This is a genomic window from Mycolicibacterium flavescens (assembly GCF_001722335.1).
In the GTDB taxonomy this organism is placed as follows: Bacteria; Actinomycetota; Actinomycetes; order Mycobacteriales; family Mycobacteriaceae; genus Mycobacterium; species Mycobacterium flavescens.
The window spans coordinates 91,273-106,333 of sequence record NZ_MIHA01000001.1 but is presented as its reverse complement, the minus strand read 5'-3'; the positions used below and the strand labels follow the sequence as shown (position 1 = coordinate 106,333).

Annotated in this window: 15 protein-coding genes; 10 read left to right on the top strand and 5 right to left on the bottom strand. The window is 72.2% G+C overall.

Translation table 11 applies throughout. From position 1 onward, the window contains the following. On the top strand, nucleotides 1-870 hold the full coding sequence (locus tag BHQ18_RS00525) for an alpha/beta fold hydrolase (RefSeq protein WP_069411616.1): 870 nt from the start codon (nucleotides 1-3) through the stop codon (nucleotides 868-870). On the opposite strand, the gene BHQ18_RS00520 is transcribed toward BHQ18_RS00525, so the two are convergent. Both BHQ18_RS00520 and BHQ18_RS00515 read right to left on the bottom strand, forming a co-directional pair. Continuing rightward, nucleotides 863-1,825, bottom strand: coding sequence for a TIGR03621 family F420-dependent LLM class oxidoreductase (locus tag BHQ18_RS00520; RefSeq protein WP_069411615.1), 963 nt, complete (start codon nucleotides 1,823-1,825; stop codon nucleotides 863-865). The genes BHQ18_RS00525 and BHQ18_RS00520 overlap by 8 nt on opposite strands. A 97-nt stretch (nucleotides 1,826-1,922) precedes the next feature. Further along, entirely contained in the window at nucleotides 1,923-2,432 is a 510-nt protein-coding gene (locus tag BHQ18_RS00515; protein WP_069411614.1) for a M23 family metallopeptidase, read from the bottom strand. Nucleotides 2,433-2,712: 280 nt separating this feature from the next. Here BHQ18_RS00515 and rpsB point away from each other — a divergent pair, with 280 nt between their 5' ends. From rpsB to BHQ18_RS00500, 3 genes are all read left to right on the top strand, one after another. Further along, entirely contained in the window at nucleotides 2,713-3,576 is an 864-nt protein-coding gene (gene rpsB / locus BHQ18_RS00510; RefSeq protein ID WP_069411613.1) for a 30S ribosomal protein S2, read from the top strand. A 14-nt stretch (nucleotides 3,577-3,590) separates the two neighbouring features. Beyond that, entirely contained in the window at nucleotides 3,591-4,406 is an 816-nt protein-coding gene (gene tsf / locus BHQ18_RS00505; RefSeq protein WP_069411612.1) for a translation elongation factor Ts, read from the top strand. 116 nt (nucleotides 4,407-4,522) lie between these two features. Next, entirely contained in the window at nucleotides 4,523-5,929 is a 1,407-nt protein-coding gene (locus tag BHQ18_RS00500) for an amidase (RefSeq protein ID WP_069411611.1), read from the top strand. Nucleotides 5,930-6,003: 74 nt separating this feature from the next. Here the strand turns inward: BHQ18_RS00500 and BHQ18_RS00495 are convergent, their stop codons facing one another. Both BHQ18_RS00495 and BHQ18_RS00490 read right to left on the bottom strand, forming a co-directional pair. Continuing rightward, nucleotides 6,004-7,539: an FAD-dependent oxidoreductase gene (locus BHQ18_RS00495; RefSeq protein ID WP_131815639.1), complete on the bottom strand. Its 1,536-nt coding sequence runs from the start codon at nucleotides 7,537-7,539 to the stop codon at nucleotides 6,004-6,006. Continuing rightward, nucleotides 7,536-8,309 (bottom strand): carotenoid biosynthesis protein, encoded by a 774-nt coding sequence (locus BHQ18_RS00490; RefSeq protein WP_234794036.1) that lies wholly within the window; start codon nucleotides 8,307-8,309, stop codon nucleotides 7,536-7,538. The genes BHQ18_RS00495 and BHQ18_RS00490 overlap by 4 nt, the downstream gene beginning before the upstream one ends. 91 nt (nucleotides 8,310-8,400) lie before the next feature. Between BHQ18_RS00490 and BHQ18_RS00485 the strand changes: the two genes are divergently transcribed. Then, nucleotides 8,401-9,510, top strand: a complete 1,110-nt coding sequence (locus tag BHQ18_RS00485; protein WP_234794035.1) for a glycosyltransferase family 2 protein — start codon at nucleotides 8,401-8,403, stop codon at nucleotides 9,508-9,510. Then, nucleotides 9,459-11,048 carry a phytoene desaturase family protein gene (locus BHQ18_RS00480; RefSeq protein WP_069411609.1) on the top strand — a complete coding sequence of 530 codons (1,590 nt, stop codon included), beginning with the start codon at nucleotides 9,459-9,461 and terminating at the stop codon, nucleotides 11,046-11,048. The genes BHQ18_RS00485 and BHQ18_RS00480 overlap by 52 nt, the downstream gene beginning before the upstream one ends. Here the strand turns inward: BHQ18_RS00480 and BHQ18_RS29815 are convergent. Beyond that, entirely contained in the window at nucleotides 10,957-11,631 is a 675-nt protein-coding gene (locus BHQ18_RS29815; RefSeq protein WP_069411608.1) for a CDP-alcohol phosphatidyltransferase family protein, read from the bottom strand. The genes BHQ18_RS00480 and BHQ18_RS29815 overlap by 92 nt on opposite strands. Before the next feature lie 45 nt (nucleotides 11,632-11,676). Here BHQ18_RS29815 and BHQ18_RS29980 point away from each other — a divergent pair, with 45 nt between their 5' ends. The 4 genes from BHQ18_RS29980 to BHQ18_RS00455 all read left to right on the top strand — a co-directional run bounded on the left by BHQ18_RS29980 (nucleotide 11,677) and on the right by BHQ18_RS00455 (nucleotide 15,049). After that, nucleotides 11,677-12,510 (top strand): YihY/virulence factor BrkB family protein, encoded by an 834-nt coding sequence (locus BHQ18_RS29980; RefSeq protein ID WP_069411607.1) that lies wholly within the window; start codon nucleotides 11,677-11,679, stop codon nucleotides 12,508-12,510. 78 nt (nucleotides 12,511-12,588) lie between these two features. Continuing rightward, nucleotides 12,589-13,764, top strand: a complete 1,176-nt coding sequence (locus BHQ18_RS00465) for an FtsX-like permease family protein (RefSeq protein ID WP_069411606.1) — start codon at nucleotides 12,589-12,591, stop codon at nucleotides 13,762-13,764. Next, a complete protein-coding gene (locus BHQ18_RS00460) occupies nucleotides 13,764-14,330 on the top strand; it encodes an FtsX-like permease family protein (protein ID WP_069411605.1) in 567 nt (188 codons plus the stop codon). Before BHQ18_RS00465 ends, BHQ18_RS00460 begins: the two co-directional genes overlap by 1 nt. A 2-nt stretch (nucleotides 14,331-14,332) precedes the next feature. After that, a complete protein-coding gene (locus BHQ18_RS00455) occupies nucleotides 14,333-15,049 on the top strand; it encodes an ABC transporter ATP-binding protein (RefSeq protein WP_069411604.1) in 717 nt (238 codons plus the stop codon). The last annotated feature ends 12 nt before the right edge of the window (nucleotides 15,050-15,061 follow it).

The window sequence follows — 15,061 nt, the reverse complement described above, 5'->3', positions numbered from 1 at the left end:
GTGCAGCGCTCTACGGTCCGGCTGTCGTGGGGGTCCGTCAGCTATCTCTCGTGGGGGTCGTCCCAGGCGCCGGCGGTGGTGCTGTTGCACGGCGCCGGGGTGGACAGCGCGTCGCTGTCCTGGGGTGAGGTCGGGCCGCGGCTGGCGGCGGGCGGTTACCGCGTGCTCGCGCCCGATCACCCCGGCTACGGGCACACTGCGCCGGCGCCGTGGCCGTCGACGCAGGAGCGGTTGGTCGCCTACGTGGGGGAGTTCGTCGACGCGCTGGGCCTGGGCCGCTACGCGATCGGCGGTCTGTCGCTGGGCGGCGGCATGACGATCGGCCACGTCTTGGGTAGGCCGCAAAATGTCACGGGCGCAATGCTGTTGGCGAGCTACGGGTTGACGGGGCGGCTGTCGGAGGGGCAGCTGTCACTGGTGCGGCAGGCGGCGATGTGGGCGATGGTGCGCAGCGGTCTGCTCGGCGCGGTCACCAGGTGGTCGGGGCGCAGCCGGGCGGCGATGACGCGGGTGATGCCGGCGCTGATCCGCGATCCCGCGCGGCGTCCCCCCGAACTCGTCGACGAGGTCCTGGCCGCGGCGCGGTCGCCGCACGCGTTCGAGGCCTATGGGCAGTGGCAGCGCGACGAGGTCGGGTGCACCGGGCTGCGGACCGATTACCGTGACCGGTTGCCGTCGTTCCCGCGGCCCGCGCTGCTGGTCCACGGCGACCGCGACAGCAGCGTGCCGGTGTCGGCCGCGCGGGCCGCCGCGCACGTGATGCCCGATGCGCGGCTTGAATTCGTTGCCGGAGCAGCACATTGGGTGCAGCGGGACCGGCCGGACGTCGTGGTGGCTGCGATGCTCGAGTTCCTCGGTGGGCTCAGCTGAGCAGCTTGATGACCTCGGCGAGGTCCGGCATCGCCGACGGCCGGCCAGGCAGCTCGTCGAACACCGTCCAGTAGCTCACCCCGAAGCGGCGCTGGCGGGCGACGAGTTGTTCGGCCATCTGCTCATGGGTGCCCAGCAGGACGAACGGCGAGTCGATGAGCGCGTCGGGCGCGACGCCGAGCGTTTCGCCGAGGTGTTCGGCGGCGCGGCGCGGCTGATCGGTGGCGACCACCGCCTGGATCAGGGCGTTGAGTTCGATGCGCTCGAAGCGCTCACCCGCGGCGTCGGCGACGACCGCGATCCGATCCGCGAGACCCGCCGGGTCGAAATGGGACAGGCGTACCTCGGTGGCGTCACGGTTGTGCGTGATGCCCGCCAGGCCCGCGATGTCCGCGACGCGGCCGGCCAGTCGCAGCACCCGTCGACCGTTGCCGCCGATGAGCAGCGGCACCCGGGCCGGGGCAGGGGCGACGAGCGAGGCCGCGTCGGCATGCACGCGGTAGTGCTCGCCGTCGTGGTCGACCCGTGCGCCGTCGAGCAGCGCGCGGATCACTGCGACGGCCTCGATCATGCGTGAAACCCGCACGCCGGCATCGTCGAACTGCAAACCCGCGGCGTCGTACTCGGACTTCATGTGTCCCGCGCCGATCCCCAGTTCAAACCGCCCATCGGAAAGCGTTGCCAGACCGGCGGATTCGCGCGCCGTTTCGACCGGGTGGCGAAAGTCGTTGTTCAGCACCAGGGTTCCGACGTGCAGGCGTTCGGTAGCCGTCACGGCGGCGGCCGCGGTGGTGAACGGCGGCGCCAACGGTCCGAGGTGGTCGGCGAAGGTCAGCACGTCGAAGCCGGCCGCCTCGACCGTCCGGGCGAACTCGCGCAGCTGTGTCCCGGTGCGCGGTGTGGCGGTGGTCAGGCCGAAGCGTGGAGTCCGTGATCGGTGGGCGTCGGTGGTCACGGGTTTGACGGTAGGGGCACGCTCGGTGTGGCGCGAGCGTGCACGAATGCTGAAAAAGTAGCGGCGTGTCGTCGTCAGGCACGCACGCTCGCCGCAATCAGGGGAGGGGTTTGAGGCGGATGGGGGTGGACGCGAGCAGGCCCAGCGGGTCGACGTAGTCCGCGTTCGCCGCCGGCCCCCACATCGCGCCCCAGTGCAGGCACGCCGACGCCGCACACCCGGGGTGGCCGGCCTGCAGCGCGCCGATCGTCGTACCCGCGTCGACGCGCTGCCCGACGCGCACCGTCGCCTCGACCGGCTCGTAGCTGGTCCGCAGGCCGCCGGGATGGGCAACCGACACCAGCGTCCGGCCCGCCAGCCGGCCCGCGAACACGACGGTGCCCGGGCCCGCCGCGTACACCCGCTGGCCGGGCGCGCCGGCCAGGTCGACACCGCGGTGCCCGCGCTGCCAGTCGGGCCTCGGGGCGTCGAACATCCGCACCACCTGCGGGCGCGGCCGCAGCGGCCAGTCGAAGCGGCCCTCGTCGGCCGCGACCGGCGTCGCATCCACCAGCGCAGAAACCAGCGCCCCGGCCAGGACGATGGTCAGGACCGTGAGCACTCGCATCCGCCCAGCTCAGCGCATACCGGGCGAAGACCGCCAGCCCCGCCCGCGGATCTGTGGATGGCCAGGTCGCGGTGGTAAAACCACCCCTGGTCAGGGTGTAAACTGCTAACCGCAGCTCGCTTGCGCGGGCTGACTTCGCGTGTCTGCACACGACCCTCGGTCGTAACCCCGGATGCCGTCGGTCCCGTCTTCGCGACGGGTCTGGCATTCCGCGCAGGCACCAGGGCCCGGCATCACCCGACGCTGGGCGACAACCGACGAAAAAAGGATATGGCTGGCTATGGCCGTTGTAACCATGAAGCAGCTGCTGGACAGCGGCGCGCACTTCGGGCATCAGACCCGACGCTGGAACCCCAAGATGAAGCGGTTCATCTTCACCGACCGCAACGGCATCTACATCATCGACCTGCAGCAGACGCTGACCTACATCGACAAGGCGTACGAGTTCGTCAAGGAGACCGTCGCGCACGGCGGGACGATCATGTTCGTCGGCACCAAGAAGCAGGCGCAGGAGTCGATCGCCGAAGAGGCCACCCGCGTCGGCATGCCGTACGTGAACCAGCGCTGGCTGGGCGGCATGCTCACCAACTTCCAGACCGTGCACAAGCGTCTTCAGCGCCTCAAGGAACTCGAGGCGATGGAGCAGACCGGCGGTTTCGAGGGTCGCACCAAGAAGGAAATCCTGATGCTGACCCGCGAGAAGAACAAGCTCGAGCGCTCGCTCGGCGGTATCCGCGACATGCAGAAGGTGCCGTCGGCGATCTGGGTCGTCGACACCAACAAGGAGCACCTCGCGGTCGCCGAGGCGCGCAAGCTCAACATCCCGATCATCGCGATCCTGGACACCAACTGCGACCCCGATCTCGTCGACTACCCGATCCCGGGCAACGACGACGCGATCCGCTCGGCCGCGCTGTTGACCAAGGTGATCGCCGCCGCGGTCGCCGAGGGTCTGCAGGCCCGCGCCGGCGCCGGCCGTGACGGCGACAAGCCCGAAGCCGCCGCCGAGCCGCTCGCCGAGTGGGAGCAGGAGCTGCTGGCTTCCGCGACCGCGCCGGCGACCGCGTCGCCGACCGCCGCGGGTGCCGAGCCCGGCACGCCCGAGGCAGAGATCCAGACCGAACCGAAGACTCCAGAAGCTTAGGGAGAAGCTAGAACATGGCTAACTACACCGCGGCCGACGTCAAGCGCCTGCGGGAGCTGACCGGTGCCGGCATGCTCGACAGCAAGAACGCGCTCGTCGAGTCCGGCGGCGATTTCGACAAGGCCGTCGAGCTGCTGCGCATCAAGGGCGCCAAGGACGTCGGCAAGCGCGCCGAGCGCGCGACCGCCGAGGGCCTGGTCGCCGCCAAGGACGGTGCGCTGATCGAGCTGAACTCCGAGACCGACTTCGTCGCCAAGAACGCCGAATTCCAGTCGGTCGCCGACCAGATCGTCGCCGCCGCCGCGGCCGCCAAGGCCAACGACGTCGACGCGCTCAAGGCCGCGAAGATCGGTGACGCTACGGTCGAGCAGGTCATCGCGGACCTGTCGGCCAAGATCGGCGAAAAGCTCGAACTGCGCCGCGTCGCCTACTTCGACGGCACCGTGGAGACCTACCTACACAAGCGTGCCGCCGACCTGCCGCCGGCGGTGGGTGTGCTGGTGGAGTACACCGGCGATGACAAGCAGGCCGCCCACGCGGTCGCCCTGCAGATCGCCGCGCTCAAGGCCAAGTACCTCAGCCGCGAGGACGTGCCCGAGGACGTCGTCGCCAACGAGCGGCGGATCGCCGAGGAGACGGCCAAGGAGGAGGGCAAGCCCGAGCAGGCGCTGCCCAAGATCGTCGAGGGCCGCGTGACCGGCTTCTACAAGGATGTCGTGCTGCTCGATCAGCCGTCGGTGTCCGACAGCAAGAAGACGGTCAAGGCGCTGCTCGACGAGGCGGGCGTGACCGTGACCCGGTTCGTGCGCTTCGAGGTCGGCCAGGCCTAAACCTCTCTGTTTTCTGGCGCGAGCGCTCACTGTTGTACCGACAGTGAGCGCTCGCCCATTTCTGGGGGCCCGCGATTCCGGCAGCTGCCGCGGTACGACTTGGTACCGTCATCGCCATGACTCGGATAAGCGCCTTCGGCGACGACGCCCTCGGTGATCACGACGCGGTCGGCCTGGTGGAGGCGCTGCGCGCGGGCGAGGTGTCGCGGGCCGAGCTGGTCGAGGCGGCGATCGCCCGCACCGAGGCGGTCAACCCGGCGCTCAACGGCCTGGCCTACGAGGCGTTCGACCGGGCCAGGGCGCGGGCGTCCGGATCCCGCCCGTACGGCGGCTATTTCGACGGCGTGCCGTCGTACCTGAAGGACAACGTCGCCGTCGAGGGCATGCCCACCATGAGCGGCACCGACGCGTGGACGCCGCGGCCCGAGCGCGGCGACGGCGACTTCGCGCGCTCGTTCCTCGCGACCGGCCTTGCGCCGCTGGGCAAGACGCAGCTCTCGGAGTTCGGGTTCAGCGCATCGGCCGAACACCCGCGACTCGGCGCTGTGCGCAACCCGTGGAATCCGGAGTACACCGCGGGGGCGTCGTCGTCGGGGTCGGGTGCGTTCGTCGCCGCCGGGGTGGTGCCGATCGCGCACGCCAACGACGGCGGCGGGTCGATCCGGATTCCGGCATCCTGCAACGGGTTGGTGGGCCTCAAACCGTCGCGCGGGCGGCTGCCGCTGGACAAGGACATGCGGGCGATGCCGGTGCGGATCGTCGCCAACGGCGTCGTCACCCGGTCGGTGCGCGACACCGCGGCGTTCTACCGTGAGGCCGAACGGGTTTCGCGCAACCCGCGGCTTCCCGCCATCGGCGACGTCACCGGTCCGAGCGCGCAGCGGCTGCGCGTCGCGGTCTGCACGCAGTCGATCGCGCGCGAGGCCGGCCCGGAGGTGCGCGAGCTGACGATGAAGAACGCCGCGCTGCTCGAAGAGCTGGGCCACCGCGTCGACACGATCGACAACCCGGTGCCGGCGTACTTCATGAACGACTTCTTGCTGTACTGGTCGTTTCTGGCGTTCGCGCTGGTGCGTGGGGGCCGTCGGACGTTCGGGCCGAGCTTCGACCGGTCGCGTCTGGACAACCTGACGCTGGGTCTGGAGCGTCACGCCGCGCGCAACCTGCACCGGTTGCCGGTCGCGATCGCCCGGCTGTCGCGGGTGCGGCGGATCACCGCGCGGCTGACCACCACCTACGACGTCGTGCTGATGCCGACGCTCGCCGACGCCCCGCCGCGCATCGGGCACCTGGACCCGACACAGGACTACGAGCAGATCATCGGCCGGCTCGTCGACTGGGTGGCGTTCACCCCGCTGCAGAACGCCACCGGCGAGCCGGCGATCTCGCTGCCGCTCGCCGAGTCGGCGTCGGGGTTACCGGTCGGCATGATGTTCGTCGCGCCGCTCGGGCAGGAACGGCGGCTGCTGGAGCTGGCCTATGAGCTCGAAGAGGCCCGCCCCTGGCGCCGCATTCAGGGCTGAGTTTCTCTGCCGAGCAGACGCAGAATCGCCCAAAATCGCGGCGAATAGGGCTAGTTTGCGTCTGCTCGCCGGGATTAGCGCACCCTCGGCACACCGGCGAGCAGACCGCGCTGCGGCACGCCGACGATCGGTTCGGCCGCCGCGCCCAGCTCGGCGAGGATGTCGTTGGCCGCCAGCACCCCCGACATCGCCGAGCGTTCCATCAGCCCGGCCAAAAACGGCAGCTCGACGAAATCGCCGGCCACCCGCACACCGCGGGCGTCGCTGCGCACCTGCGGCCGGGTGCCCGTCGACCCGGGCGGGAACGCCGGCGCCGTCGCCTCCAACCGGTGGTGTTCGTGCACGACGGCGGCCTGCGCGGTCTCCGGCCACAGCACCGCAAGCTCCTCGCGCAGCGCCCGCGCGGCGGCGTCGACATCATCCAACCGGCAGGCATACGAATGCAATTCGATCACCGAGCCGCCCGTCGAGACGGCCCACTGCCGACTCGGCTCCTCGAGCCGCGAGTACACGGCCACCGAATCCAGCGTCGGTTGGCCGGTCACCGCGCTGAACGGTGCGCGCCCGGGCGCGACGTCGCGGTCCAGCCACAGCCTGCTGACCGCGAACGGCGGTGCGACGGTGAGCGTTTCGCAGCGCTGCGCCAACAGCGGCGCGGCCGAAACCAGTTCACGCGAACCGCCGACGAGGCCGCGCAGCGCGCCGGGGTCCACGGCGAGCACGACGTCACGCGCGACGAGATCCTCCGCGTCGGTGCAGACGCGCCAGCCCTGCCCGTCGGGTGCGATGCCGGTGACGCGGGTGCCGGTGCGCACGTCGGCGCCGAGCCCGATCAGATACTCGCGCAGCGGATTCCAGATCGCGGTGGCGTGGTCGGTGATGGGCACGTCGAACCCGATGCCCTCCGGGTTGCCGAGGAAGTAGTAGTGGAACATCGCCACCAGCTCGGCGGCCGACAGCTCGCCCTGGTTGCAGAAGAACGACCGCGCGAACGCCTCGAACAGCATGCTGCGGGTACGCTCGGACATACCCAGGTTGTCGAGAAACGTTGCCGCATCGACGGTGTCGAGCTCGGCGACCGTGGTGGCCCGGTCGTAGGCCAGCAGCGCCCGGCCGGCGTCGGGGTCCGCGCCGGTCAGGTCCCGTCGGCTCAGGCTCTTCGACCGCAGCGCCAACGCCAGCAGGTTGAACGGCGGCGCGGCGGGCAACCCGGCGAGGTTCTCGTCCGGCCACCTCGCCGAGACGACGGGATAGCTCGGCGCCGGCGCCAGGAACGACAACTCGGGGTCGACGCGGCGCAGCACCGACCGCCACGTGTAGTAGTGGCGGAAGAAGGCGTGGAACCCGTGCTCGACGTTCTGTTCGCTGCCGTCGGGCAGCCGCTCGGGCCACGCACCCAACCGGCCGCCGAGGTGCTCGGCCGCCTCCAGCACCGTGACCGCCACCCCGCGCTCGGCGAGCACGACCGCGGCCGAGATCCCGGCGATGCCGGCCCCGACGACGACCGCCTCGGCGCCCGGGGCGACCCGGTGGGGCGCCAGCGGGTCGGGCACGACCAGGCGGCGCGGCCGCATCCGTCCCGGCGCGGCCCGGCTGCGGAGTTCGCTCACGCCGGCACCGTCCGGCGCCGCCGGCTCAGCACGACCGCGAACGGCACCGCCACCGCGCCCATCAGCACCCCGCCGATGAGCGCCGAGCCCGGCAACCCGAAGAACACCGCGTGCCCGAGCACCGAGGAGAAGTACACCCACAGATACAGCGTCGCGGCGGGCGACGACGGCGCCGACTCGCGGCGCAGCGCCCAGTTCAGCATCGCCATGATGGCCACCGACACCACCAGCCAGCCCAGGTAGTTCGTCCACGGGATGCCGGGGATCAGCGGCAGGCCGGGCAGGGTGTCGAACCACGTCCAGTGGCCCGCGGCGACCATCTGCGGGTCGAGGAAGACATCCCACGCGGTCAACGCCACCGCGCCGAGCGCCACGACGGCAACACCCCGCACGGCCAACGTCCTGGCCACCACCAGCGCAGGCCAGGCCATCATCACCCACGCCAGCGGGACCACGACCGGGACACCGAGCACCTCGGGCCCCAGCGTGCCGGTGTAGGCGTAGTGCCCGAACGGCCAGCCGGTGGCCACCCCGACCGCCTCGGCGATCAATCCGCCGCCGCCGGCCACCGCCACCAGCACCGCGGCACCGGCCGCGCCGTGCACCCGGGCGGCGTCGGCGACCGCGGCGACGAAGAACACCACGACGCTGAGCACGGTCACCGTGGTGCGTGCCGACTCCGGCATCAGCGGATAGGCGATCTGCACCCCGATGGCCGCCGACACCAACGTCCACACCAGCGCGGTGCCGCGCACGGGCGCGAGGGGCACGGCCACCACCACAGTTCTGCTACCTCCGCTTCGGGACGGGTCGGGGCCCGTCGGCTGCGCGCCCAGATCGCGACTTCGTAGAGTCTGCAAGGTGCCCGATGCGCGCGTTGCCGAAACCCTGCGCGCGCTCGTCGTCGCCGGTTCGGTGCTTTCCTGCGCGGGCACGGCCCACCAGATCGTCAACCGCCGCCTGCTGCGTCGTCCTCCCGACGACCCGCCGCCGGTCACCGCGTCGGTGTCGATTCTGGTACCGGCGCGCGACGAAGCCCACCGCATCGCGCCGACCATCGGCTGCCTGCTGGCCCAGCGCGGGCTGTCCGACGTCGAGATCCTGGTGCTCGACGACGGGTCGACCGACGGCACCGCCGACGTGGTCCGCGCGGCCGCCGGCTCCGCGGTGACCGTGCTGACCGGCGCCGAGCCGCCACCGGGCTGGCTCGGCAAACCGCACGCGTGCGCCCAGCTGGCCGCCGCCGCCCGCGGCGAGATCCTGGTGTACGTCGACGCCGACGTCGTGCTCGCCCCGCACGCGGTGGCCGCCGCGGTCGCCGTGCTGCGCTCTGCCCGGCTGGACCTGCTGTCGCCGTGGCCCCGCCAGATCACCTCCGGGCCGGCGGCCCGGCTGGTGCAGCCGCTGCTGGCGTGGTCCTGGCTGACCACCCTCCCGCTGCGGATCGCCGAGCGGTCCCGGCGTCCGTCGATGGCCGCGGCCAACGGCCAGTTCCTGATCGTCGATGCCGACGCGTTGGCCCGCGCAGGCGGCTGGGCGTCGGTGGCCGGCGCGGTGCTCGACGACATCTCGCTGGCGCGGGCGGTCCGTTCGGCAGGTGGGCGCACCGGGCTCGCCGACGGGTCGCGGCTGGCGAGCTGCCGGATGTATGCCACCGGCCGGGAGCTGCGCGACGGTTACCGCAAGTCGCTGTGGGCGGCGTTCGGCTCACCGGTGGGCGCGGTCGCGGTCGGGGCGGCGCTCGCGGTCGTCTACGTGCTGCCGGCGGCCGCGGCGGTGACCGGTTCGCGAATCGGCGCGCTCGGGTACTCCGCGGCCGTGGTGGGTCGTGTCTTGGCGGCGCCGTGGTGCGGCCGGTGGTTCGATGCGGTGGCACATCCGGTGTCGGTGCTGGCCCTGCTCGGGCTGATGGTGTCGTCGTGGGCCGGCCGGCTGCGCGGCACGCTGCGCTGGAAGGGTCGGCCGGTATGAGCCGGGTGGTGGTGATCGGCGCGGGCCTCGGCGGCCTGGCCACCGCCGCGCGCCTGGCCGCGGCCGGTCACAGCGTCACGGTCTTCGAAGCCGCGGCCACCGTCGGGGGCAAGCTCGGGGTGCTCGAGCGCGACGGGTTCACCTTCGACACCGGGCCGTCGCTGCTGACCATGCCCGCAGTGCTCGAGCAGCTGTTCGCCGACACCGGCGGGCCCGCCGAGCTGCCGCTTACCCCGGTCGACCCGGCGTGCGTGTACACCTACGCCGACGGCACGACCCTGCAGCTGCCGTTCGACAGGGACCGGACGCCCGCGGCGTTCGGCGCGGCGTTCGGTTCCGGCTCCGGCGAGGCGTGGTCGCGGCTGCGCACCCGCTCGCGGCGACTGTGGGAGCTGGTCGGCGAACCCGTGCTGCGGCAACCGGTGTCGCTGCCCGCGCTGGCCCGGATGAGCGCGCGACCGGCCGACCTCAGGGCGGTCGCGCCGTGGCGCACGATCGACGGGCTGGCCCGCCGGCTGCTGCCCGACCCGCGAATGCGGATGTGGCTCAACAGGTATGCCACCTACTCCGGGTCCGACCCGCGCCGCACACCGGCGGTGCTGTCGGTGACGTCGTTCGTGGAACAGGAGTTCGGCGCCTGGTACGTGCCCGGCGGGCTGCGCCGCATCGTCGAGGCCGTCGCGCAGCGCTGCCGCGACCTCGGCGTGCAGATCCGCACCGGCGCGCCGGTCGACGCGGTGACCGTGGCGGGCGGGCGGGTGTCCGGTGTGCGGGTCGACGGCGTCGAGGTCGCCGCCGACGCGGTGGTCAGCAACGCCGACGCGACCGTGCTCTACGACCGACTGCTCCCGGGCCGCGCCGGGGCGGCGCGGCGCCGGCTGCGGGGACGGTCCCCGTCGATGGCCGGCTTCGTGGTGCTGCTCGGCCTGTCCGGGCGCGCGCCCGGCCCTGCGCACCGGATCTACTTCCCCCGCGACTACGACGCCGAGTTCGACGCCATCTTCGGCCGGGCGCCGCGACCGGTGCCGGACCCGACCGTCTACGTGCACGCACCCGACGACCCGGCGCTGCGGCCCGACGACGACTCCGAGGGCTGGTTCGTCCTGGTCAACGCGCCCGCACACGACCCCGGCCGCGGTGTCGACTGGGACGCCCCCGGGCTGCGCGAGCAGTACACGCGGCGGGTGCTCGACCTGCTGGCCGAACGCGGCGCCGACGTGCGCGACCGGATCCGGTTCGCCGACACGGTGACACCGGCCGACCTGCAGCGGCGCACCGGCGCGCCGGGCGGCGCGATCTACGGCACCGCCTCGCACGGGCCGCGCGCCGCCCTGCGACGCCCGGCCAACCGCAGCCGCCTGCCCGGCCTCTACCTGGTCGGCGGCTCGGCCCACCCCGGCGGCGGGATCCCGCTGGTGCTGATGTCCGCCGAGATCGTGGCCGGGCTCATCGGGTCCGCGGGAACCGCGGGGGTATCGAGCGGTGCACCCCGACCAGCAGCTGCACCAGACCCACAACCCCGATACCGGTCCACGTGATCGCGAACGTCGCGCCCCAGCCCCAGCCGAGCGCGGGCACCCCGGCCGGAAACACCGCCGCGCCGCCCGCGGCCATCGCGACGACGATCAACCGGGTCGGCCGTTCGGCCACGGTGACCGCGCCGACACCCGGCATGCCCACCGCCTGCGCCCGCGCGCGCAGGTACTCGTGCAGCAGCACCAGCGTCAGCGCCGCGGCCACCCAGCCCGCCGGCGCGCCCAGCACCAGCAGCACCACGCCCAGCAGCACGTCGCCGACCCGGTCGGCGACCGCGTCGACGACGGCGCCCGCCGGTCGGGCCCGCCCGGTGCGCAGCGCGACCGCACCGTCGAGGCCGTCGAGCACCCCGGCGGCCACGATCAGCGGCACCGCCAGCCACGACCACCCGGGCCCGGCCACCGCCGCCAGTGCCGCCGCCACCGCCGCCACCCCGGCAGCCGACAACACATCGGGCGGCACCCGCAGCACCGGCCCCGCCGCCAGGGCCCGGATCATCCGCAACCACCCGCGCACCACCACCGAGGGTTCGATGTCGCCGTGCAGCGCCGACCAGCCGTCGTCGGCGCCGGGTCGTGGATCCACAGGCTCAGCCTGCCAGCCCCGGCGCGCGAGGGGCGGGAGGTCGCGGTGAGCCGCGCCCGCCGGCTGGCGACCGAGGTGCGGCGCACGTTCCCGGGCAGCGACCTGTCGCTGTGGGCGGCCGGCGCGACGTTCTTCGGCATCATCGGGATCGTCCCGTTGGCGCTGGCGTCGCTGTGGGCGGTCGGCGGGCTGGTCGGCCACGACGCGGTCGAGTCCGCGATGGAGGCGGCGATCGTCGGCCTGCCCGACGGCCACGGCACCCCCGAGGCGCTGCGCACGCTGACGTCGGTGGCGCTGTCGATGTCATGGGTGCAGGCGGCCGTGGTGCTGTTCCCGGCCAGCCTGTACGGGGAGGGACTGCGCCGGGCCTTCGTCCAGATGTCCTCTGCGCCGGACACTCTCACGGGTTGGCGCGGCCGGGCCGGTCTGCTCGGGGTGGCGGCGGTCGCGCCGCTGCTGGTGCTCGCGGTGCTCGCGTCGTCACCGTATGTCGGCCCGCTCTACGACCGCGGCGGTTGGGCGCTGGTGTGGGGCGTCGTGGTGGCCTTCCACGTCGTGTGGCTGACGGTGTCGACGGCGCTGGTCGGGGTGTTCGCCCTGATCGGTCCGGGTTCGTTGGCCTGGCGGCCGGTGCTGTTGGGCGCGTTCAGCACCGGCGCGATCCTGGCCGGTTTCCTGCAGGGCTTCGTACTGTTCCTGGCGATCCCGATCCCGTGGTCGGCACCGTTCGGCGGGCTGCCGATCGTCGGCGCGGTTTCGGCCCTGGCACTGTGGCTGTATCTGCTACACATCCTGGTGCTCTGTGGTTTTCGCGTCACCGTGGCACTCGACGACGTGATGCGCCCAGCGGGCTCACAGCACGGGGACACAGCGCCGTAACGGGAACCGCGGCGAGTTAACGCAGGCGACACTGCGCGCTGCTGCGGCCGAAACGTGGTGGTCTGACGATTCCATCTCGTGGAGACCAGTCAGGTCAGCAGCACACCCACCACCGTTCGATCACCGGCGATCGCCACCGCATCCGGAAACACGTTCCTGTGCCTCGTCCGGTTTGCGCTGGCGAACATCCGGCGTCGCCCGGAGCGGTTCCTGCTCTCGGTTATCGGCATCGCGCTCGCGATCGCCTGCGTGACGGTGGTGCGCACGATCTCGGCGAGCTTCGCGATCACCGGCGCCGACTCGGTGACCGACGTGCTGGGCGACGCCCAGCTGTGGGCGGTCCCGGCGGCCGGAGCGCACTACGACAGCGACGCCCGGGCACTGGTCGCCGACGGCCCCGCGCCCGACCTGGGCGTACCCGACGGATGGACCGCGGTCCGCACGCTGTCCGGTCTCACCGACCTGGCCGGCCAACGAATCGCATTGCGCGGCAACGAAACCGTCCAGCCCGGGGAAGCCGTGTTCGGGTCCGCGGTCGCCGGGCGCGTCGGTGTGCGCCCCGGTCAGACCGTCACCATCGGCGGACGCACCCTCACCGTCCGGGTCGACGGCGCCGGTCAGTCGGTCACGGTCGCCGAGCCGGTGGCCGCCGCAGTCGTCGGGACCAACGGGTGGTGGACGGTGTGGGCGCCGCCCGGTGACGAGAAACGCCGCGACCTCGCGCAGACATTCGCGGCCGCAACCGGTCTCGCGTCGACCGCCGACCCCGCGCAGCAACCGGACCCCCACGGCCGGGGGCTGATCTACGACACCGTCGGCGGCGCCGGGCCGCTCACGTTCGAGCAGAAGTTCTCCGCGCTGTTCTCGGGCAAGGTGACCAGTTCGACGCTCGGCCTGATCTCCACCGTCGGGCTGGGTCTGGGCTTCGTCATCGCGGTGTCGTCGTTTCTGGCGGCCGTGCACGAGCGCCGGCGCGAGTTCGGGATCATGTCGAGCATCGGCCTGGCCGACGAGGTGCTGTACTTTTTCCTCGTCGAATCGGCGATCGTGTTCATCGCGGCCTACGCGGTCGGTGTGCTGGGCGCCGGGGCCGCTGTCGCGCTGGTGATTCCGGGGATCGCGACACCGACCGCCTGGCTGCAGGCCGCCGCGATGGTGGCCGCGTTCCTGCCGGCGATGGCGATCGTCGGCGCCCTGGTCCCCGTCCACCGCCTGCTGCAACAACGACCGGTCACGCTGCTGGGAGGAGCCTGATGCTGAGCAAGGGACTGTCCTACGGATGGCTCGCGACGCGCCGCCGGCTCCGTGAGTTGCTGCTTCCCGCGGTCACGACCGCGACCGGCGCCTTCCTCGTGGTCCTCGTGTTCGGGATGGCCGACGGGATCCGGGCGCAGTCGGCCCCCCTCGGGCACGCCGAGCAGATCGGGCGCGCGGTGGTGCTGATCGCGATCACCGTCCTGTTGGTCGGGGTCGTGGAGGTCGCGGTCGCGACCACCCGCACCGTCGCGCAGCGCACCCGCGAACTCGGTGTGCTCGGCGCCACCGGGGTGCCGCGCCGTCCGGTCGTCACCGCACTTCTGGTCGAACCGCTGATCGCGTCGGTGATCGGCGCCTGCACCGGAGCCGCGCTGGCCGGAGTATCCGGAATCATCCTGGGCGCAACAGGACTGGCCGCCGCCGGGGTGTCCGCCGTCGGCCTGCTGGTCGGTGCCGCGGTCGCCGTCGGGGTGAGTGTGGCCGCGGCGCTGGTCACCAGCATCGTGCCCACCTACACCGCGGCGTCGCGCCCGCCGATCCGCTCACTGACCGCAGGAGGCTGACGATGACCGCTGTCGAAGATCCCACCGACGTCGTTCCCGCCGTCGGGGATCCCGTGATCGAACTGTCCGACGTGTGGAAGCTGCACAAGCTCGGCGACGAGGTGGTGCGGGCGCTGGTGGCCGCCGAACTGCAGGTGATGCCCGGCGAGTTCGTCTGCCTGATGGGCCCGAGCGGCAGCGGAAAGTCGACGCTGCTCAACATCATCGGCGGGTTGGACCGCCCGACCAAGGGCACTGTGAAGATCGCGGGCACCGACACCGCCGCGCTGACCGAGAGCCAGTACGCGGCACTGCGCCACGACACGATCGGGTTCATCTTCCAGAGCTACAACCTGATCCCGTTTCTGTCCGCGGTGGAGAACGTCGAACTTCCGCTGATGTTCGAGCCCTACGACCGGAAGGCGTTGCGCACGCGGGCGATCGAGCTGCTCGAACTCGTCGGACTGGGCCACCGCGTCAACCACGCGCCGACCAAGATGTCCGGCGGCGAGCAGCAGCGCACCGCGATCGCGCGCTCGCTGATCAGCAACCCGACCCTGGTTCTGGCCGACGAGCCGACGGCCAACCTCGACCACCGCACGGGGGAGACGGTGGTGCGCATGCTGCGCGACCTGTGCTCGACCATGGGCGTCACCGTGGTCGCGAGCACCCACGACCCCACGGTGGCCGACGAAGCGAGCCGTGTCGTCCGCATGAAAGACGGACAGATCGTCCACTGAATCGTCTGGGAG

Bases quoted from the DNA above. Each gene is read 5' to 3' on its own strand.
- BHQ18_RS00515 (WP_069411614.1), bottom strand. From the start codon at position 2,432: ATGCGAGTGCTCACGGTCCTGACCATCGTCCTGGCCGGGGCGCTGGTT.
- rpsB (WP_069411613.1), top strand. From the start codon at position 2,713: ATGGCCGTTGTAACCATGAAGCAGCTGCTGGACAGCGGCGCGCACTTC.
- tsf (WP_069411612.1), top strand. From the start codon at position 3,591: ATGGCTAACTACACCGCGGCCGACGTCAAGCGCCTGCGGGAGCTGACC.
- BHQ18_RS00500 (WP_069411611.1), top strand. From the start codon at position 4,523: ATGACTCGGATAAGCGCCTTCGGCGACGACGCCCTCGGTGATCACGAC.
- BHQ18_RS00460 (WP_069411605.1), top strand. From the start codon at position 13,764: ATGCTGAGCAAGGGACTGTCCTACGGATGGCTCGCGACGCGCCGCCGG.
- BHQ18_RS00455 (WP_069411604.1), top strand. From the start codon at position 14,333: ATGACCGCTGTCGAAGATCCCACCGACGTCGTTCCCGCCGTCGGGGAT.